At 56.1% G+C, this 19,427-nt stretch carries 14 protein-coding genes; 12 read left to right on the top strand and 2 right to left on the bottom strand.

The annotated features are described in order from the left end of the window. Nucleotides 1-29: 29 nt before the first annotated feature. The 10 genes from DPQ25_RS06270 to DPQ25_RS06220 all read left to right on the top strand — a co-directional run bounded on the left by DPQ25_RS06270 (nt 30) and on the right by DPQ25_RS06220 (nt 11,362). Complete coding sequence (locus DPQ25_RS06270; RefSeq protein WP_112332304.1) at nt 30-431, top strand: MerR family transcriptional regulator; 402 nt, start codon at nt 30-32, stop codon at nt 429-431. A 300-nt stretch (nt 432-731) separates the two neighbouring features. Next, the gene (locus DPQ25_RS06260; RefSeq protein WP_112332302.1) at nt 732-1,142 is read left to right on the top strand and encodes a Fur family transcriptional regulator; all 411 of its coding nucleotides are present in this window, start codon (nt 732-734) and stop codon (nt 1,140-1,142) included. A gap of 91 nt (nt 1,143-1,233) precedes the next feature. Continuing rightward, nucleotides 1,234-1,800 (top strand): 6-carboxytetrahydropterin synthase, encoded by a 567-nt coding sequence (locus tag DPQ25_RS06255; RefSeq protein ID WP_112332301.1) that lies wholly within the window; start codon nt 1,234-1,236, stop codon nt 1,798-1,800. A gap of 410 nt (nt 1,801-2,210) precedes the next feature. Beyond that, entirely contained in the window at nt 2,211-4,298 is a 2,088-nt protein-coding gene (locus DPQ25_RS06250; protein ID WP_177576867.1) for an ADP-ribosylglycohydrolase family protein, read from the top strand. Between the two features lie 56 nt (nt 4,299-4,354). Further along, nucleotides 4,355-5,500, top strand: a complete 1,146-nt coding sequence (locus DPQ25_RS06245) for a uroporphyrinogen decarboxylase family protein (protein WP_112332299.1) — start codon at nt 4,355-4,357, stop codon at nt 5,498-5,500. A 66-nt stretch (nt 5,501-5,566) separates the two neighbouring features. Continuing rightward, nucleotides 5,567-5,842, top strand: a complete 276-nt coding sequence (locus DPQ25_RS06240; protein WP_207657296.1) for a nucleoside triphosphate pyrophosphohydrolase — start codon at nt 5,567-5,569, stop codon at nt 5,840-5,842. Between the two features lie 411 nt (nt 5,843-6,253). After that, entirely contained in the window at nt 6,254-7,468 is a 1,215-nt protein-coding gene (locus DPQ25_RS06235; RefSeq protein WP_112332298.1) for a hypothetical protein, read from the top strand. A 97-nt stretch (nt 7,469-7,565) separates the two neighbouring features. Continuing rightward, complete coding sequence (locus tag DPQ25_RS06230; RefSeq protein WP_112332297.1) at nt 7,566-8,450, top strand: L-ribulose-5-phosphate 3-epimerase; 885 nt, start codon at nt 7,566-7,568, stop codon at nt 8,448-8,450. Further along, a complete protein-coding gene (locus DPQ25_RS06225) occupies nt 8,447-9,970 on the top strand; it encodes an FGGY-family carbohydrate kinase (RefSeq protein ID WP_112332296.1) in 1,524 nt (507 codons plus the stop codon). Before DPQ25_RS06230 ends, DPQ25_RS06225 begins: the two co-directional genes overlap by 4 nt. Nucleotides 9,971-10,222: 252 nt before the next feature. Next, complete coding sequence (locus DPQ25_RS06220) at nt 10,223-11,362, top strand: DUF4317 domain-containing protein (protein ID WP_112332357.1); 1,140 nt, start codon at nt 10,223-10,225, stop codon at nt 11,360-11,362. A gap of 55 nt (nt 11,363-11,417) precedes the next feature. On the opposite strand, the gene DPQ25_RS06215 is transcribed toward DPQ25_RS06220, so the two are convergent. After that, nucleotides 11,418-12,395, bottom strand: coding sequence for a glycosyltransferase family 2 protein (locus DPQ25_RS06215; RefSeq protein WP_112332295.1), 978 nt, complete (start codon nt 12,393-12,395; stop codon nt 11,418-11,420). Between the two features lie 416 nt (nt 12,396-12,811). On the opposite strand from DPQ25_RS06215, the gene DPQ25_RS06210 reads away from it, so the two are divergent. Continuing rightward, nucleotides 12,812-16,597 carry a phosphoribosylformylglycinamidine synthase gene (locus DPQ25_RS06210; RefSeq protein ID WP_112332294.1) on the top strand — a complete coding sequence of 1,262 codons (3,786 nt, stop codon included), beginning with the start codon at nt 12,812-12,814 and terminating at the stop codon, nt 16,595-16,597. Between the two features lie 18 nt (nt 16,598-16,615). Then, a complete protein-coding gene (gene alr, locus DPQ25_RS06205) occupies nt 16,616-17,806 on the top strand; it encodes an alanine racemase (RefSeq protein ID WP_112332293.1) in 1,191 nt (396 codons plus the stop codon). A 254-nt stretch (nt 17,807-18,060) separates the two neighbouring features. Here the strand turns inward: alr and DPQ25_RS06200 are convergent, their stop codons facing one another. Then, nucleotides 18,061-19,122, bottom strand: coding sequence for a uroporphyrinogen decarboxylase family protein (locus DPQ25_RS06200; protein WP_112332292.1), 1,062 nt, complete (start codon nt 19,120-19,122; stop codon nt 18,061-18,063). Nucleotides 19,123-19,427: the final 305 nt, after the last annotated feature.

Raw genomic sequence — 19,427 nt, 5'->3', positions numbered from 1 at the left:
TTTTGTGTACGCAACAGGAGGCAATGATGATGTACACCATGATGCAGGTCTGCCGGAAACTTAACATGACGTATCAGACTTTAAAATATTACTGCAATGAGGGTCTCGTACCTAACGTAAAACGCGATGAAAACAACCGCCGGATTTTTGATGAAAAAGATGTGAAGTGGATCAAGGATCTGACTTGTCTAAAAAAATGCGGTTTAAGTATTCAGGAAATGAAGGAGTATTTGGAATTATGCTTACAGGGGGAGTCCACTATTCTTCCACGGAAGAAAATGCTGGCTGAAAAGCAGGAGGCGCTGAAAGCCTCCATTCAGGAGTTAGAGGACAGCGTTGCATATATCGACTGGAAGCAAAATTTTTATGACGAAGTGCTTTCGGGAGCGCGGCCTTATGTCAGTAACCTAATCCGGGCAGAGGAAGCATAAACGGCAAAAACGCCACACATCCAAAGTGATGCGTGGTGTTTTTTATTGTTTCGTCAGCGGCATACCATTTTGAGGGGATGTCGCGTTGGAGCGCTAAATCTCATTATTTTTACGGTATATCGGGATCTATTCCGGTAACGGCCTGCTCCTCGGAGCGGGCTTTTACCTTTTTATTCTGCAATATAACCAAAATGAATACGATCAAAAATATAAATAAAAAAATTCAAAATCTCTATTGATAATAAATATTAATTGTGATATACTCCTTATTGAGAAATAATACTATTAGGAGCTTTTTATATGTTTACCAAACGCAACACCATCCAGCGCTCCCTTGTTCTGGAAGCCGTCAACAAACTGAAATGCCACGCAACCGCAGATGAAATTTACCAGGAGGTTACCCGGGAACACCCCAATATCAGCAAAGGGACGGTTTATCGAAACCTAAACCAGCTTTCCGACAGCGGGGAAATCCGAAAAATAGAAACTCCGGGCGGGGCCGACCGGTTCGACCACCGGTGCCATGACCATTACCATGTAAAATGCCTGCGATGTGGACGGGTCTTTGATGTGGATATGGAATACATCACGGGCCTGGAAGGGCAAATCCGGGATGCCCACGGCTTTGAGTTCAGCGGACATGACCTGATGTTCCGGGGGATTTGCCCGGAATGCCAAAAGCAGGCTCCGTCCAGCCATGACAAGCCGTAACCCCCTGCGGAGTTTCCGCAGGCCTGCCCTTATACTGGCGCGCAATGCGGGCTGCATGCCCGTAAATTATAGATTTTAGGAGGATGTTACCATGAGAAGTATCACAACTTTAGACCTGCAGTATGCACACCGCTTTTACGGCTTCAAGGGGGAGGCCCAATATTTACACGGCCACACGGGCGTATTGACCATTGAGGTGGAGGATTCTGTCGAGCCCGGCGTGAATATGGTATTCCCCTGTAATGAGATCCAGAAAACCGCTTGGGAAGTGCTGAAAAACTTTGACCATGCACTGATTTTACGAGAGGACGACCCGCTGCTGCCCGCAATTCTCGATGTCTATGAAAAGCAGGGCATCCGCAACGGCGCGCCGACCAACAAGATGAAGGGCCGCGCCTTTAAGACGGAGCTTGCTACCGCTTATCCCGATTGCCGTCTGGTCGTTACAAAGGAGACCATGACGGTAGAGGGCATGATTAAGATGGTTTACGACCTGCTGAAAGACAAGCTGAATATTGCCAAGCTCACCTTTACCAGCGGCGTTAACGCGGCTTCTGCGGAATTTCAGACAAACAATAAAATCGACCGCTGCCCGCTGTGCGGAATTGCGCTGAACGAAAACGGCGTATGCCCCAAATGCGGGTACAAAAAGCCCTAACGGAACACCGCGGCTGAAATTGAGCTGAACCCTCGCCCCAGCTACCGGCTTCGGCGGCAATTGCCGAAGCCTATGCACTGTTTTACCTTAAAAACCGTTTTCAGTATAGCTTATCCCGGCATACTGAGGGCGGTTTTTCTTTATTATTTTTTAGGCCGTTCGCCTACCCGGACCCCCTACAGCCTTTATTTCCATCCGCCCGCAAGGGCTCTTTTCCTGAAAGAAAGCCACAATATGAAAAGGTTTCCATGCAACGGCTGAACTTTCTATTGATTTCCATATGCCGCTATGGTAAAATGCGGCTGAAAAGACTGCCCACAGCGAATATCAGGGCACTGTCCCCAGTTTAAAAAAACGGTTTTCTCGCTTGCCGCATTCAAAACAGGATTGCCGACGAAAGGATGATTGCCATGACAAAAGCCGTTCATAGGGTTGAGTCCCTCCTGCGGGGGATGATTCTCGGACATCAAATGGGTCAATGGAGCGAACGCCGCTGGTGGGGCCAGCGGCTCCCCGGCGAAGAGGCCGCCCAGACGGCTATCGGCCCCGAGGCGCTGCAAGGCCAGCTTGAGGTCCTCATCAAGAACCCGCCTGCCATTACCACCCCAGGCTGGCCGCCTACCTGCTTTGTGGACACGGTCCCGCACATTCTCGGCCTGGGCATGGAGTACGCCCGGCAAAACAGCATGCTCTCTCCCGAGCAGTTTCGTGATTTCATGCTTGGCGCCCGGGAGTGGCTGCTGCCGCAGGGCGTGCAGCGTTCCTGCCTGGAGCTGATGGCAGAGGGGATGAACCCCCGCATCAGCGGCCTTTACGCCGCCTCGGTCGTCTCCGGCTGCTGGGTAGCCTGGCCCGCGGGAATTTACTGGGCCGTACATGCGGACGACGCCTATGAGGAGGGGGTCAAGCTCTGCCGCACGCTGAACGGCGGCGATATTGTAGAGTTGACCGGGGCGCTCGCTGCGGCAATCTCTCAGGCCATATTGCCCCGGGCCAGCTGGGACTGCGTTAAGGCCGCTATGCTTCGTAAGCTCGAAAAGCGCAATGAATCCGCCTTCCGGCTCTTGCGCGATGCCATCCAAACAGCGGAGAACTGTTCCGGCACACAGGAGCTGCTGGCCTACCTGCGCGCCCCGGAATTTTTTGCAAGCACCTGTACCGTGGACTGCGACTGGATGCAGTCCTTCTACAGCGCGGCCGCCTGCCTGGGCTATGCGTTTGTACACCAGATGGATTGGGCCGCCTTCCTCTGCCTGCTGCTTGAGGCGGCGGACAGCCGCTTTGCCGCTATGATTGGGGCCAGCCTTTACGCCGCCGTCAATGGCTACGACTGGGGAGTCGGCTGGGACGAGGCGCTGGACGCCGTCCATCACCAGGAGCTTGAGGCGTATCTCTCGGCCTGCGGCCCCATGCTGGCCAGCCGGGCGGCCCGTGAACGCCGGGTTGCCAGGGAAATTTACACGCTTACCGCTGGTTGTAGGACGGCGGAAGAGGCCGCGGAAACCGAATTGTATGACAGAATTCTGGCGGGCCTGTTGGCGGGAACCGCCGCCAACGTGATGGGCAGCCCGGTGGAGGACCGGAGCTACGGCTGGATTGCCGCGCATTACGGTGTGGTTACCGAAATCCTGGATGCAAAACGGATCGACACAGAGGACGACGCCGCCATGCTGATCATGTGGATTGAGACCATCCTCAACTGTCAGGGCAGAATCTACCCGGAGGATCTTGCAGACACCTTCCTGCAAAAGATGAACCCTAAAAAATTCTATTATGACTCCCAGCACGGCCTTGATGTGCTGAAGAAGGGCCTGAAGCCGCATGCCTGCGGGCACTGGAACGTGGTCACGGGCAGCGCTCTGATGGGCTGCGACGGCGTGGGCATGTACCATGTGGGCGACCCGTTCACCGCAGGACGCGACGGCCTGGAACTGGCCTACCAGTATCAGCGCGGCTTTGACGTTCACGCGGCAGCCATGCTCTGTGCCGCCACAGCACAGGCGCTGCGCCGGGATGCCACCGTCGAAAATGTGATTGCCGCCGCACTGGACGCCGCGCCAAGGGAACCCCTATGCCTATTTGATCATCTTGAAAAACGGGATGCCCGCGCCTATTTTCAGGAGGTCCTCGACGCAGTCGAAGGCTACCGCGACGTCCTGGAAGTCCGGCAGATTTTATACGACCGCTTCCTGTCCTACAACGGGCAGGACCCGTGGGAGGTCATCGCCCTGACGCTGGCAATCTTCAAGGTGGCAAACGGAGATGTCTGGCAGTGTATGGTCGGCGGCACCAACATCGGCCGTGACAGCGACACCATCGCCTGCCAAACGGCCCTGCTCTCCGCCTGTATGGGCGGAATGGCAAGCGTTCCCGATTATGTACTGACCCTGTATGAGGAAAAATCCCTGCGGCAATACAAGGCGCTCGCGGCTGAATTGACCGCGCTCATCTGCAAAAAAGCAGCCGGCGCCCAAGCGGCAGCGGCTGCCCTGCAATAGCATCGCCGCATGAAACGGCGGGCGCTGATCCCCACCGAAATTGACGGAGGTTTACGATGATGAATACGCAAGAAACCGGCCGGCTTATCTCTGAGTTACTCGACCGCATCGACCGCGTCTATCCTGAACAGCGCAAAAAGGCGATTCGGGACCGCATGACCAGCTTTTGGAACCACACCGGCCGTGGGGAACACATTCCCTACACGGCTTTCCACCTGGACAACAGCCTCCCGCCTGAGCAGCTGGCGTCTCTCTCCCCTTATGACCGCGAGCTGGCCTGCCAGCTCGCGGGGATTGCCCGCCACGGGGAGCAATGGGACGACGATTTTTACCCCGCGCTTTCCCCCGGAATTCGCCAGCTCACCCTGCCCTCCTATTTCGGATGTGTGGAGGAATTTGCTGAAAATTCCGTCCGGGTCAAGCCGGCCATCAGCGCCCCCCAGGACGTCTACAGCCTGCCGGAGGCCGGCTTTACCCCCGACACCGCCGGCGGGGAAATGCTCGATAAAATTAAGTACTGGCGTCAAAAAACACAGGGCCGGATTTCTTTTTATGAGACCGATATGCAAGGCCCCTTTTCAGTGGCAAGCCAAATCTGGGGTATTGAGGACTTCCTCATCGCCTGCTACGACTACCCGGACGAGGTTCATTACCTGATTTCCAGATGTACGGATATTTTCATAGATTACTGCAAAAAAATGGATGAGGCCGCTGGGGGCGACATCACCTTTTTTCACTGTCTGCCCTGCCTGTGGCTTCCACAGGAAAAGGGCGTCGCGCTGAGCGAGGACTTGGTGGCTGTAGTCTCGGCGGATATTGTCCGCGAGTTTATGAACCCCTATCTGCAAAAAATCGGCGAGGCGTTCGGCGGCGTTCTCGTTCATACCTGCGGCTCCATGAACCATGTCCTTCAGGCGCTGGGCGAGGTAAAGCCGCTGATCGGCGTCAATTTTTCCAGCTGTGAGACCGACCTCCCGCTCGCCGCAACCCAGATTCGGGACGACATGTCCATCATCTGCCACAACAGCCCGGTCGCCACACAGCATCTTTGTGTTTTAAACGCCTATGAGCACGCGGAGCTTATCGGGCGTGTCACCGCAGAAACGGGCCGTTTTATCTATTCCACCTGTGTGAATTTCGACGGATCGCTGGATCCGGACCGTGAAGGAGATCTGCGCGCCGCCCTGCGCCTGCAACGCTAAAAAGCCTGTGGGGGCTTCTCAGAGCAAAAAAGAGATCCTAAAACGAAGGAAACACCGCATCAGAAGTTGGTCCGCGACCGGATTCCGGAAATCATTGCCGCTAACAGACAACAGGCCGTCTGCTCCATGCTGGACGGCAAGGCTTACCAAGAAGCCCTGAGGCAAAAGTTCCGTGAAGAAACGGAGGAACACCTCAATAACCGTACCCTTGAGGAACTGGCCGATATTCTTGAGAGCATCCATCCCCTCGCCCAAACCCACGGCTACAGCAGCGAGGAACTGGAACGGCTCCGGGCGCACAAGGCCAGGAGCGGGGCGGCCTTGCCCACAGATTATTTTTAGAAAAGGCCCTGGAGCTCTCCTCGTAATCCTGCCGATTAGCCCAACGCCATGGAGCCATCATGACTTTCGTTTTATGCCCCAGCTTATGGGGGCCATCAGGCAATATCTATAATTAAAGCTCCCCGGCTTTACAGGTAAATTTTTCTCACGACAGCCAAAAAGTGTTTTCATCTTGACAAAACCTGTATTATCGGGGTATGATTTTAAATAGCAAGTAAGAAAAACGTTTTTATATCTTATTTTTCATTGCTTAATGTTTTACCGGCAACGTTTTCTTTAGCGTCCCTCGTATTGTCAAGGGGTAAAGCCCTTTGGCAATGGCAGAAGGCCGGTTCTCACCCGTTGCGGGTAAAGCCTTCATTCACCCGGCGTTATCTTTTACCTTAGCCTACATATTTGGGAGGAATTTATATGAATCAAAGTCAAATTATCCGTCAGACTTATGACCGAAACGGCGGCATCCTCAAGCTAATTCCCGTTTTTGTCCCCCGTCAATTTTCCAGCCCGGGCCACCGGCTCCGCCTTCACCCGGACGATTACTTCGCGCTGGGGACCATACGCGGCGGTATGAAGGAACGCTGGTTCAGCAGCACCATCGCGGCGAACAACGGCCCCCTGGCTCCGGCGGACGAGGGCATGAGCTATGTCTCCTGCGGAACGGCGCCGGACGAGAGGTTTCTCCTCAAAGACGCGGTTGACGAACTCCGAGAGGTATTGGTGGGCAAGGAAATGATGGAAAAATTCGGCGGCTGGCCAATGTATGCCAAGTTTTTTGACAACGCTGTGCCGCTGTTCCACCACTTGCACCTCACCTTTAAGGACGCCGCCAAGGTCGGCCGCCTGGGCAAGCCGGAGGCCTACTATTTCCCGCCGCAGTACAACAATTATGAGGGTTCCTTGCCAGCTACCTACTTTGGCTTCGACCCCGACTGCACCAAGGAGGAGGTGCGCGAGCGCCTGCTCGCCTATGAAGCCGGCGACAACCGCATCACCGAGCTCTCTCGTGCCTACCGCATCCAGCTGGGCACTGGCTGGTACACGCCGCCCGGGGTCGTTCACGCGCCGGGCTCCTACCTTACCTATGAGCCCCAGTGGAATAGCGACGTCAACTCCGTATATGAAAATGTAGCCTCCGGTGAAGTCTATAACCGCGGCTTCCTGGTGGAAAACCTGCCCGAGAATGAAAAGGACAGCATCGATGCCGTAATGGAGCTGATGGATTGGGAGGCCAACACCGACCCGCATTACAAAAAGCACTACTTCCGCCCGCCGCTGCTTGCTTCGGAGCAGGAGGGCGTCTACGTGGAAAAATGGGTGGTTTACGGCAATGACTACGTCGGCGCCAAGGAGCTTACCGTTTTGCCGGGCCAGACCGTCACCATCAAGGATAGCGGCGCTTATGGCTGCATCCTTACCCAGGGCTTCGGCACCCTCGGCGGCTACCGCTGCGAGACTGCCGGTATGCTGCGCTTCGGCCAGCTGAGCGCAGACGAGTTCTTCGTGGGGCAGGAGGCGGCTGAAAAAGGCGTTACCATTACCAACAACTCCGTATGCGAGCCGCTGGTAATGCTCAAGCACTTCGGCCCCAACCACCCGGAGATGCCCATGCCCTCCTTTGACGATTAACCACCTGCCCGTCACTGAATGAACGCTGCTCCGGGCCGTTCCCTCCGCCACCGGAAGGGCGCGTTCCGGTGCGTTTTGTAGAAAAAGGAGTCTGACAATGTTACATCAGCATGATCTCGGCCTCTACGAAAAGGCGCTCAACCCCGCGCTGAGCTGGCTTGACCGCTTGAGCACTGCCAAAAGCCTGGGCTTTGACTTTGTGGAAATCTCCATTGACGAATCCGACGAACGGCTGGCGCGCTTGGACTGGAGCCCGGCCGAGCGGGCCGCGCTGCACCAGGCCATCCGGGAAAGCGGCGTGCCGCTGCGCTCCATGTGCCTTTCTGCTCACCGCCGTTTTCCCTTCGGCAGCGCCGACCCAGACATCCGCGCCCGCGCCTATGACATCATGGACAAGGCTGTGGACTTCGCGCTGGAATTTAACATCCGGGTTATTCAGCTGGCCGGCTACGACGTCTATTATGAGGACTCCACCGAGGAGAGCCGCCAGGCTTTCCTGGAGGGGCTGCAATGGTCCTGCCGCTTGGCTGAGCAAAAGCAGCTCATGCTGGCCATGGAGATTATGGACACCCCATTTTTGAACTCCATTACCAAAAACCTTTGGTATGAGCAGCAGCTTCGCTCGCCCTGGTACGCGGTTTACCCCGACCTCGGCAATCTTTCCGCCTGGGGCAACGATGTGGAGCGGGAGCTCGAAAAGGGCCGCGGCAGCATCGTAGCGGTGCATGTTAAAGAGACGCTTGCCGTCCGGCCCGGCTTTCCGGGAAAGTTCAAGTGCGTTCCCTTCGGAACCGGCTGCGTGGACTTTTCCGCCTGTTTCCGCAAGCTGGAGGAGCTGCAATATAAAGGGCCGTACCTGATTGAGATGTGGTATGACCCCCAGCAGGACAACCTGCACGAAATTACGGCCGCCAGGAAATTTGTAGAGGATCAATACCGGAAAGCGCTGGCTGCATTGAAAGAGGAGGGTAAAAAGCCATGAAATATTACATGGGCATTGACAACGGCGGCACCACTACGAAAGCCGCCCTTTACCGCGAAGACGGCTTCTGCGCGGGCGTCGCCTCCACAGAGACCGCCATGCTGGTTCCCCGCGCCGGTTTTACAGAGCGCGACATGGAGGAGATGTGGCAGGCCAATTGCACCGTTATCCGCGATGTAATCGCACAGACAGGCATCGATGCCGCCGACATCGCAGGCGTCGCCTGCTGCGGGCATGGAAAGGGCCTCTACCTCTGGGGTAAGGACGGCAGGCCCGCGCGCCCCGGCATCATCTCCACGGACAACCGCGCCTGGGAATACCCGCTTCGGTGGGAAAAAGACGGTACCGCTGAAAAGGTGTTCGCCAAATCCTGCCAGCATATTATGGCCTGCCAGCCCGTCTCGCTGCTGGCCTGGCTGCAGGACCACGAGCCGGAGTGCCTGGAGAAAACCCAGTGGATTTTTGAGTGTAAAGATTATGTGCGTTTCCGCCTGACCGGGGAGGCCTACGGCGAAATCACCGACTACTCGGGCGCCAACTTTGTCAACCTGAAAACACGCCGGTATGATCCCGAGCTTCTGCGTCTGTTCGGCCTGGAGGCCTGGCTGGATAAGCTGCCTCCACTGCGCCAGTCCACGGATATCTGCGGCCGCATCACCGGCGAAACCGCTGAAAAAACCGGGTTGAAGGCCGGCACACCGGTCGCGGGCGGCATGTTTGACATCGACGCCTGCCTCATTGCCGTCAATGCCGCGGACGAGGAGCACATCTGCATGATTGCCGGCACCTGGAGTATAAACGAGTACATCCGCCGGGAACCGGTTCTGGACGGCAAGGTATTGATGAACTCCCTGTTCTGCCTGCCGGAATACTACCTGATTGAGGAGAGCAGCGCCACCTCGGCGGGTAACCATGAGTGGTTTGTCAAAACCCTGCTGCCGGAGCTGAGAGAACAGGCTAAAAAGGATGGGACCTCGGTCTACAAGCTGACCGACCAGTGGGTGGAGGACATTCCCGCCAGCGAGTTTTGCCCTATTTTTACTCCATTCCTCATGGCAAGCAACGTTCACCCCAACGCCAAGGCATCGTTTACCGGCCTGAGCAACTACCACACCCGCAAGCACCTGATGCGCAGTGTCTTTGAGGGTATTGCCTTCTCCCACCGTTACCACCTTGACAAGCTGCTGGCTACCCGTTCCGCGCCGCCGGCGTCCATCCGCCTGGCAGGGGGCGTAGCACGTTCTGCGGTCTGGACGCAGATTTTTGCCGATCTCATGGGGTATCCCATCGAAACCGTCGATGTCAAGGAAACAGGCGCGCTCGGCTGCGCCATGGCGGCTGCTGTTGCCGCAGGCGATTACCAGGACCTTTCCCAGGCCGCGCAGAGGATGTCCACCGTGAACCCTGCCGTTTATCCCAATGCGGAAAACCGGCCCTACCTGGAACAGCGCTATCAATTGTATTGTAAAATACTCGATGCGCTTGATCCTGTCTGGGATGACCTGCAAAAGCTCCTGTAAAGCGTTTTCCATCCGTTCAAAAGGCAGCGTTTATGCTGCCTTTTTTGTATTTTACAACCGGATTCTATTTAAAAATATTGCCGGTGCTTTTCACTCCCGGGAAAAACATTTTATCGCCGCAGCCTCGACGCAATCCCCCCGCTTTCCGCTCTATCCTACAGCAAGATTATTTTGAAGCAGGCGCGCCCATGTGCTATAATGAATAAAAATTCCAACGATTTCAATGAATGGAATCAGAAAAGGACTGTGAATATGAATGAAAAAGAAATAGCGGAAATCCGCCGCCGGTTCCGCCCCGATAAAAGCAATATCACCCATGTGCGCGGCTGCTATGTCAACGATAAACGGGAGATTGTCTCTGAGTTTGATCAATCGCTCGCCCTGATGCCGCAGGAAGAGGGGGAAAAAATCCTCACCACCCTGAAGCGCACCCTCTCCGGGACGCTGGGCAAAAATCTGGTCGGCCTCGCCTTTGCCACCGAGCAGGTGGTGGACGGCGAGGAGCACAAGCTGTTGATGGCGCTGCGGGGCTCCTCCCTCAAGGAGGACGATGCGGTGCGGGCCTTCTACCAACGCGTTATCGATGCGGTCAATTTGGAGGGGCCTTATCTGATTCTGCTTGCCCATGACACCTATGACGTCCCCTTCCGCTCCAAGGACGGGGAAACGCTGGACGATGCCTCATCAGAGATTTATTCTTACATTTTGTGCAGTGTCTGCCCGGTAAAAATGACCAAGCCGGCACTCTGCTACTATGTTCCCGAAAATTCCTTCCACAGCTTAAGGCCGGACTGGCTTGTTTCTCCGCCGGAGCTCGGTTTCCTCTTCCCGGCCTTTGACGACCGAAGCACCAACATATACAATGCCCTGTACTATACCCGCAACCTCACAGAGAACCACCCGGAGTTCATTGAGGCGGTTTTCCGCCTGGAGGCCCCCGTTCCCGCCGCTGAGCAAAAGGAAGCCTTCCAGAGTATTTTGAGCGAAACGCTTGCCGAAGAATGCCATTACGATGTGCTTCAAACGGTTCACGAGCAATTCCGCGAGATGATTGAGGAGCATAAGGCGAATAAAGAACCGGAACCGCTGGTCGTCTCAAAGGATACGGTCAAGAGCGTGCTGGAGCACAGCGGTGTGTCCGGGGAACACGTCGCGGCCTTCGACCGGAAATATGACGCCGAGTTTGGCGCGGACACCTGCCTCAGCCCGCGCAACCTCGTCGATGACCGGCAGTTTGAGGTCCGGACGCCCGACGTCACCATCCGGGTGAACCCGGAACGCAGCGACCTGATTGAAACCCGCATCCTCAATGGCGCCAGATACATCCTTATCCGCGCTGACGAGGGTGTGGAGGTCAACGGCATCGATATCCGCATCACCGGGGAGGCGTAACCGGATAAAGGCACGAAATCGGAGGCGGGGGTAGCCCCGCCTCCGATTTCGTGCTCTAAATATTTTTTCTTCTGTAGCTTTTTTGCTTAAGGGTAATCCTCCGATATAGGTTCCAATTAATCATCAGGGTTAACGCCACTAATTTACGCTTTTTACTGAAATAGGGGTTTCTCAGAACACGCCCCATCTTCTTCCGCAAAAAAAGAATGATCTTTTTTCGATCCCCGTCATACTCCATTTTTGTACTGAATACCATTTTCTCTAAAATATACCAATAAGACCACAGCCACCGAAACTCCGCCTGCTGCTCCAACGACGGATAAGCCTTCCTGATATATTGAAAATTTTGTTCATAGGCCTCTATTACCGCTAGGTCACTTGGGCGGTAATCCTTCGTTGTAATACTATCTTCCCGATGAATATAAAAATATTTTGGGTCTGTCGTAATTGCAACTGTAGCCGCCAGGCCAAAGAGCTTAATCATTACGAAAGCGTCTTCGCTTGTCTTACCGACAGGGAAACGAATATTATCAAATAAACTCTTTTTATATAATTTATTTACTGCATTTACAGACAGCTTCTCCCCCGCTAGAATAATACGGATCCCCTTCTCGGCATCGCAAATAATCGTTTGCCCGGCAGGGCAGCGAAGCGTTTTCCGTTCCCCAAAGCAGTCCATTATTCCACAGGCGGAAATATCTGCCTGATTGTCCGTTATCAAGCGGTAAAGCGTTTCCAGCATATCGGGCGCGATAAAATCATCGCTATCAATGAATGATAAATACCTGCCCTTTGCCTGCGTTATTCCAACATTACGTGCAGCGCTTAACCCACCATTTTCACAATGAACCGCCTTAATAAAAGGATACTTTTTTTCGAATGCATCACATATCTCGCCGCAACTATCCGGTGAGCCATCATCTATCAATAAAATCTCATAATCCGTAAAAGTCTGCGCCAATATTGAATTAACACAGGTCTCCAAATAGGGTTCCACCTTATAAACCGGGACAATCACCGTAATTTCAGGCATTACGTCCACCTTTCCATATTCAGGGATGCATTTCCCTTATTTTATAAAATTAATTATAGCTAAGATTAAATTCATTGTCAAATACCCGCCGGGGCAATTAATCCCTGGCAGTTGCTTCGGCCTCCGGCACAAGGCACACGGTTGCATACCGATCTGGGCGCGGTGCGCTATGAAGCCGGGAGATATCCGTGTATCGATGACAATATCGCTGTATAAGTTTTCCACAGCAGACCCTGGGAACCTCGCTGCAACGGACGTAAGCCGCATCTCTGCAAAAATCCGCCACAAGGGATCGGAAAAGCCGGCGCGGAAATTGTGCACCTTATCCCCTTTATTCCCACCTCATAATATGATAAAATATAAAACAGAATAAATAGGAATTTTACAGTTGGCCTTTTGGCCGGAACGGGGGAAATATGTCTGACGTTATCAGAGTATTTGTAGAAAAAAAGCCCGGGTTCGATGTAGCGGCCCGGCAGGTCTGCGACGACCTGCGCCAAAACCTAGGCCTTCTCGGCGTTACGGATGTAAAACTGCTCAACCGCTATGACATTTCCGGCCTCAAGCCGGAGGAGTTTGCCGCGGCGCGCACCACGATTTTTTCTGAGCCTAATGTAGACGACGTCTATGATGAGGTCTATCCGGTTCCGGCGGGCTACCAGGTTTTTGCCATGGAGTACCTACCCGGCCAGTATGACCAGCGCGCAGACTCCGCCGCGCAGTGCGTGCAGCTGCTCACACAGGGGGAGCGGCCCACTGTGGTGACCGCCCGTGTGGTAGCTGTCGCCGGAGATGTTTCTGCCGGGGAGATGGAGAAAATCAAATCCTACCTGATCAACCCGGTAGAAAGCCGCCTGGCTTCTTTGGAAAAGCCCGAGACACTGGAGCAGCAGGCAGACGTCCCTGCCAGCGTTGCACGGGTAAGCGGCTTTATTACCTGGAATGCGGAGGAGCTGAAGCGGTATTATGACACCATGGGCTTTGCCATGAGCCTGGAGGATCTTGCTTTCTGCCAGCATTATTTTTCCGATCAGGAGCACCGCGACCCCTCCGTGACGGAGCTGCGCGTCATTGACACCTACTGGAGCGACCACTGCCGCCATACGACCTTTTCCACCCGCCTGAGAACCATTGAAATTGAAAAAAGCCGGCAGCAGGCCGTAAGCGGCGCCATTCAGCAGGCGCTGGACGCCTATATGGACGCCCGCGGCGAGGTGTATGGCGGCCTCGCGGAGCAAAAGCCTGTCTCACTGATGGATATGGCAGTCATTGGCATGAAGCTGCTGCGTAAGCGCGGCCTGATTCCCGACCTAGATCTCAGTGAGGAAATTAACGCCTGCTCCATCGAGGCGCCGGTTACCATCGACGGCAAAACCGAGCCCTGGCTGATTCAGTTCAAAAATGAAACACACAACCACCCGACGGAAATTGAACCTTTCGGCGGTGCGGCTACCTGCCTTGGCGGCGCAATCCGCGACCCGCTTTCCGGACGCTCTTATGTTTACCAGGCCATGCGTGTGACCGGCTCCGGTGACCCGACCGTGCCCTTTGAAAAGACGCTGGAAGGCAAGCTGCCCTCACGCAAAATCACCACAGGGGCCGCGCAGGGCTACAGCTCCTACGGCAACCAGATCGGCCTGGCCACCGGACAGGTCACGGAGCTCTACGACCCCGGCTATGTGGCAAAACGCCTGGAGATCGGCGCGGTAATCGGCGCCTCGCCAAAGAGCAATGTTGTACGTGAACGCCCCGCCCCCGGCGACGTGGTGGTTCTGCTTGGCGGCGCCACGGGCCGCGACGGCATCGGCGGCGCTACGGGCTCCAGCAAGGCGCACACCCTGCAATCGGTTGAAGTTTGCGGCGCGGAGGTTCAGAAGGGTAACCCGCCGACCGAGCGCAAGCTGCAGCGCCTGTTCCGCAACCCGCAGGTTTCCCAACTCATCAAGCGCTGCAACGATTTTGGCGCAGGCGGCGTCTGCGTTGCCATCGGCGAGCTGGCGGACGGCCTTGCCATTGAGCTCGACCGTGTTCCGAAAAAATATGAAGGCCTGGACGGCACTGAGCTGGCAATTTCCGAAAGCCAGGAGCGCATGGCTGTGGTGCTGGCTGCCGCAGATGTAGACCGTTTCATCGCGGAGGCGGCCAAGGAGAACCTGGACGCCTGCGTTGTGGCCGAAGTCACGGAAAGCCCGCGCCTGCGCATGACCTGGCGCGGCGACCGCATCGTCGATATTGCGCGCTCCTTCCTGGACACAAACGGCGTCACACAGGAGGCCGACGTGCGGATAGAGGCCCCAGAGGCCGGCGCCTATTACCGCAACCAGGTGCCCGCCGTGCTGAGGGATAAGCCGCTGGCGCAAGCCTTCCGGGAAAACCTGGCCCGCTTGGAGGTCTGCGGACAGCGCGGGCTGGTGGAGCGCTTTGATGCCTCCATCGGCGCGGCAACGGTGCTCATGCCCTATGCCGGCAAATACCAGTTGACTCCTGAGGACGCCATGGTTGCCAAGGTTCCCGTGGACCACGGCGAAACCGATGACGCTACCGCCATGAGTTATGGCTTTATTCCGGGCATTTCCCGCTTTTCTCCTTTCCACGGCGCGGCTTACGCCGTGGTGGAAAGCCTTTCTAAGCTCGCCGCCGTGGGCGCGGATCCTATGAAGGCGCGCCTTACCTTCCAGGAATATTTTGAGCGCCTGCGCGACAAGCCGGAGCGTTGGGGCAAACCCGCGGCAGCCCTGCTCGGCGCTTTAACCGCCCAGCTGAAGCTGGGTCTGCCCGCCATCGGCGGCAAGGACAGCATGTCCGGCAGCTTTGAGGATTTGGACGTCCCTCCGACGCTGGTCAGCTTTGCCGTTACCATGACCAAGGCCAGCAAAACGCTGAGCGCGGCCCTGCAAAAGGCGGGCTCCCGCGTTGCGGCGTTCCCGCTGCCCGAGGACAACGGCACGCTGCTGCCAAAGTGGGAGGAGCTGCCCGCCTGGTATGAAAAAATCCGGACCTTGATTGAAAATCAATCCATTCTCTCCGCTTCTGTCGTCAAGGAGGGCGGCATTGCCGCCGCCGTCGCCAAGATGGCCTTCGGCAACCGCCTGGGTGTCCGGCTGGAGAAAACCATGCGCGACCCGCTCACGCTGTTTGCGCCGGTATCCGGATCTCTGGTCGTTGAGCTTGCGGCGGATGCCGGGCTGCCTGCGGAGGCCTTCCTAGTCGGCACGGTCACCGAGGCCCCGGAAATTGTGCTGGACGGCGCCGTACTGCCGCTGGACGATCTGGCTGCCGCCTGGGACTCCACACTGGAAAAGGTATTCCCCACCCGGGAAAAGGCGGTACCGTTGAGCGAGGAAATTCCGCTTTACGGCGAACGCTCCGCTAAAGCCCCGTCGGTTCATTTGGGAGCAGCGGCCCGTCCGCGGGTCTTTATCCCGGTTTTCCCCGGCACCAATACGGAATATGACACCGCGCGCGCCTTTGAGGCAGCCGGCGCCGACCCGCAGATCCTTGTGGTGCGAAACCTGTCTCCCGAGGGCATCGAAGAGACCATTGGCCGCATGGAGCAAATGATCCGGCAATCTCAAATTATCATGCTGCCCGGCGGCTTCTCCGGCGGCGACGAGCCCGACGGTTCTGGCAAATTCATCGCCACCACCTTCCGCAACCCGCGCATCTCCGAGGCGGTCGCCGGCCTGTTGGAAAAACGCGACGGCCTGATGCTCGGCATCTGCAACGGCTTCCAGGCTTTAATCAAGCTGGGCCTGGTACCCTATGGCAGAATTACCGAACCGGCTGACAACGCCCCCACGCTGACCTTTAACACGCTGGGCCGCCACGTTTCCCACATGGCCTATACGCGCGTCACCAGCGTGAAATCGCCTTGGTTCTCCGGCGTCCAGGCTGGCGATGTATTTGCGGTTCCGGTCTCCCATGGCGAGGGCCGCTTTGTCGCGGACGGGCGGACCATGAAGCAGCTCATTGCCAATGGCCAAATCGCTACCCAATATGTAACGCCTGAAGGCATACCAAGCGGTGAAATCCCCTGGAACCCCAACGGATCCGTCTGCGCTGTTGAGGGCATCACCAGCCCCGACGGGCGCATCCTCGGCAAGATGGGCCACTCGGAACGCAAGGGCAGCCATCTTTATAAAAACGTTCCCTTTGAAAAGGATCAACGTATTTTTGAATCCGGCGTGGCTTATTTCCGCTGAGTAAAGGAATGCAACCGAATGAGTATCATTGATTTAAAGCGCACCTGGGCCGAAATTGACCTGGAGGCGTTGGCCCATAATTTTCATGAAATTAAGGCGCGGCTGAAGCCGCAGACAAAAATCTGCTGTGTAGTCAAAGCGGATGGTTACGGGCACGGAGCGGTTGTGCTCTGCAAGGAGTACGAGGAGCTTGGCGCCGACTGGTTCGCCGTTTCCAATCTGGAGGAGGCCTCCCAGCTCCGCGCAGGCGGCATCCGGCTGCCGATTCTGATTCTCGGCTACACGCCCCCCGCCATGGCGGGGCAGCTGGATGCGCTGAAGGTTTCTCAGGCGGTCTATTCACTCGATTACGCCAGGGAGCTCTCACGATGTGCGGTGCGGATGGACGTACAGATTAAAAGCCACATCAAGGTAGATACCGGCATGTCGCGCATTGGTTTCTTTTACCAGCACCCGGATCAGGACGGCAAGGCACTGGAGGAAATGGCGGCGGCCTGCCGCCTGCCCGGCCTGGTTTCGGAGGGCATCTTCACACACTTTGCCGCCGCGGACGAGGGCGAAGCCGGGCGGGCATATACCCAGGCGCAATACCATGCTTTTTGCGGCGCCATCGATGCGCTCGCCGGGCGGGGAATCACCTTCACCATCCGCCACTGCGCCAACTCCGCGGCGGTGTTGGATTACCCCGAATACCAGTTGGACATGGTGCGCCCCGGCATTATCCTTTACGGCCTCAGCCCCTCTACGCAAATGCGGTGCAGGATGGACTACCGGCCCGTTATGACCCTGAAAAGCGTCCTCTCCATGGTCAAGGAAATTCAGCCCGGCGTATCTGTCAGCTATGGACGCCGTTTCACCGCCAGCCGCCCAATGACCGTCGGTACCGTTCCCATCGGCTATGCCGACGGTTACCCCCGCGCCCTGTGCGACCAGGGCGCTTATGTGCTGGTACACGGGCGGCCCGTGCCCATCATCGGCCGCATCTGTATGGACCAGCTGATGGTGGACCTCACCGGGCTTCAGGACGTGCGCACAGAGGATGAGGTCGAGCTTTTTGGGCTTGGTATCTCTGCCGGGGAGCTGGCGGAAAAGCTCGGCACTATCTCCTATGAATTACTATGCAACGTCAGCAAGCGCGTTCCGCGCGTCTACTGGAAAAACGGCGCCTCCGTCGAACGGCTTGATTATATCTGCGACGGATTTGAATAAGCAATAGTCAAAAAGGCAGGCGGAACCAAATGGTTCCGCCCGCCTTTTTTGATATGGCTGAACAAAAGCATACCGGGCAGCTCCGGTATACTTGACTTTGCAGCCTCCCTTCAGCCTAATCTGTATACAGGGGCTGGCGCTTAGGTGAAAGCTCAAGCAGCCGCCCTCCCCCAGGCCCAGCCGGTAATCTTCCGCCACCCTTAATGCGTTCAAAGAACCAGTCCTCTTCAATCCATTTTTATCTATTCTCCTGTTTAATTGCGCCAGGCCAGCTCCTCATAGCATTGGTTATAATAAATAGCGTTCTCGACCGGCACGTTAGCGGGAATATGGTTGCCCACCGCCAGGAAGAAGCCCGGGCAATCGCGCCCAATATTCATACAGCGCTCCACCTCGCGGCGAATATCCTCCTTGGTTCCCATGGTCAGGATTCTACAATCCGCATTGCCCACAAAGCAGTGTGTTTTCCCATATTTCCGCGCGATATAGGCCATATCCGTGGTAGGCTCCATGACAAAGCCGTTGACGCCGCAGGCCGCAATATCATCTACAAAGGTGTCAAAGGTACCGTCCGAGGTATAAAGAATCTTCTTCCCAGCCCGGTGCAGGGGCTCAAAAAGCTTTTCATAATTGGGGAATACATACTTGCGGTACCACTGCGGGTTGACAAAGGGGCCCGAGGTCCAGACAATGTCGTCATGGATCATGACGACCTCGGATTTACTGGCTGCCAACGCCTCAAAATATTGGAGAATCCAGTCCGCGTAGCGGTTTGCTACCGCCCCGAAGCGATCGGAATCCTCTCCCAGTCCCTCCAGCAGCATCTCCCAGCCGAAAATCTCCAGCAAGCCAGAAATCATGGTAATATAGATACCGGTCATATTGACCTGGTCCGGGTGTTCTGCACACAGAATATCATAGTGCGCGTCGTACTCCTGTGTCAACAGCGCCCGGTTCCGCTCCCCGTAAACCGCATACGGGTCAAAGGACAGTACCTGTCCCACCTCTGTAAACGGGCATTCCACGCGGGTATCATAGTCGGTGCCGCCCTCCGCGTAAACGGCGTGCCCCATCCGCGTGCGGCATTGGTCCAGCACCGGCGCGCCGGTGAGCACCGACCAGGTAAAGCCAAAATCCCAGGCCTTCTCAAAGGCCATCATCGCCCGTCTTTTGACAGCCTCGCCGCTGCCGCTGTCCACAGGAATGCCGGTGACCGCCCGGATCAGGCCCCAATACACACTAGCGGAGTACTCCGTCCGCGGGATTTTTTCCGGCATCTTTAATTGAATCGCATCCATTGCATTTTGATAAGACAAGATGTTCCCCTCCCTTGCTTGCTCTCTGCCGGCAGACGCGATCCGCCGCACGGCCAAGCTTGAAAACAGTATAGGGGATTTTCCGGATGAAATCAATCCCCCGCATGGCTTTTACGCTGTATAAAATAATATCAGCCGCCGGAGCTTACGCAGCCCAGGGCTATGCCGCTTCCCTTTCACCAACCCCAGCGCTTATTTTTGAAGCCGGTTGTTACAGCCGTCCCTCCTTATCCCAGCTCATAAATAAAAAAGGAGGCCTACAGCTGCTTAAAGCATAGCTGCGGCATCCTTTTTAACTGCGCGGC

The sequence above is a fragment of the Hydrogeniiclostridium mannosilyticum genome, from assembly GCF_003268275.1.
Taxonomy (GTDB): Bacteria; Bacillota; Clostridia; order Oscillospirales; family Acutalibacteraceae; genus Hydrogeniiclostridium; species Hydrogeniiclostridium mannosilyticum.
The sequence above is the reverse complement of the archived record's forward strand: the minus strand, read 5'-3'. Positions and strand labels throughout refer to the sequence as shown.

What these genes read in the sequence shown, in the direction of transcription:
- DPQ25_RS06230 (WP_112332297.1), top strand. Translation starts at nt 7,566, where the DNA reads ATGTTACATCAGCATGATCTCGGCCTCTACGAAAAGGCGCTCAACCCC.
- DPQ25_RS06245 (WP_112332299.1), top strand. Translation starts at nt 4,355, where the DNA reads ATGATGAATACGCAAGAAACCGGCCGGCTTATCTCTGAGTTACTCGAC.
- DPQ25_RS06235 (WP_112332298.1), top strand. Translation starts at nt 6,254, where the DNA reads ATGAATCAAAGTCAAATTATCCGTCAGACTTATGACCGAAACGGCGGC.
- DPQ25_RS06225 (WP_112332296.1), top strand. Translation starts at nt 8,447, where the DNA reads ATGAAATATTACATGGGCATTGACAACGGCGGCACCACTACGAAAGCC.
- DPQ25_RS06210 (WP_112332294.1), top strand. Translation starts at nt 12,812, where the DNA reads ATGTCTGACGTTATCAGAGTATTTGTAGAAAAAAAGCCCGGGTTCGAT.
- DPQ25_RS06270 (WP_112332304.1), top strand. Translation starts at nt 30, where the DNA reads ATGTACACCATGATGCAGGTCTGCCGGAAACTTAACATGACGTATCAG.
- DPQ25_RS06250 (WP_177576867.1), top strand. Translation starts at nt 2,211, where the DNA reads ATGACAAAAGCCGTTCATAGGGTTGAGTCCCTCCTGCGGGGGATGATT.
- DPQ25_RS06215 (WP_112332295.1), bottom strand. Translation starts at nt 12,395, where the DNA reads ATGCCTGAAATTACGGTGATTGTCCCGGTTTATAAGGTGGAACCCTAT.
- alr (WP_112332293.1), top strand. Translation starts at nt 16,616, where the DNA reads ATGAGTATCATTGATTTAAAGCGCACCTGGGCCGAAATTGACCTGGAG.
- DPQ25_RS06220 (WP_112332357.1), top strand. Translation starts at nt 10,223, where the DNA reads ATGAATGAAAAAGAAATAGCGGAAATCCGCCGCCGGTTCCGCCCCGAT.
- DPQ25_RS06260 (WP_112332302.1), top strand. Translation starts at nt 732, where the DNA reads ATGTTTACCAAACGCAACACCATCCAGCGCTCCCTTGTTCTGGAAGCC.
- DPQ25_RS06255 (WP_112332301.1), top strand. Translation starts at nt 1,234, where the DNA reads ATGAGAAGTATCACAACTTTAGACCTGCAGTATGCACACCGCTTTTAC.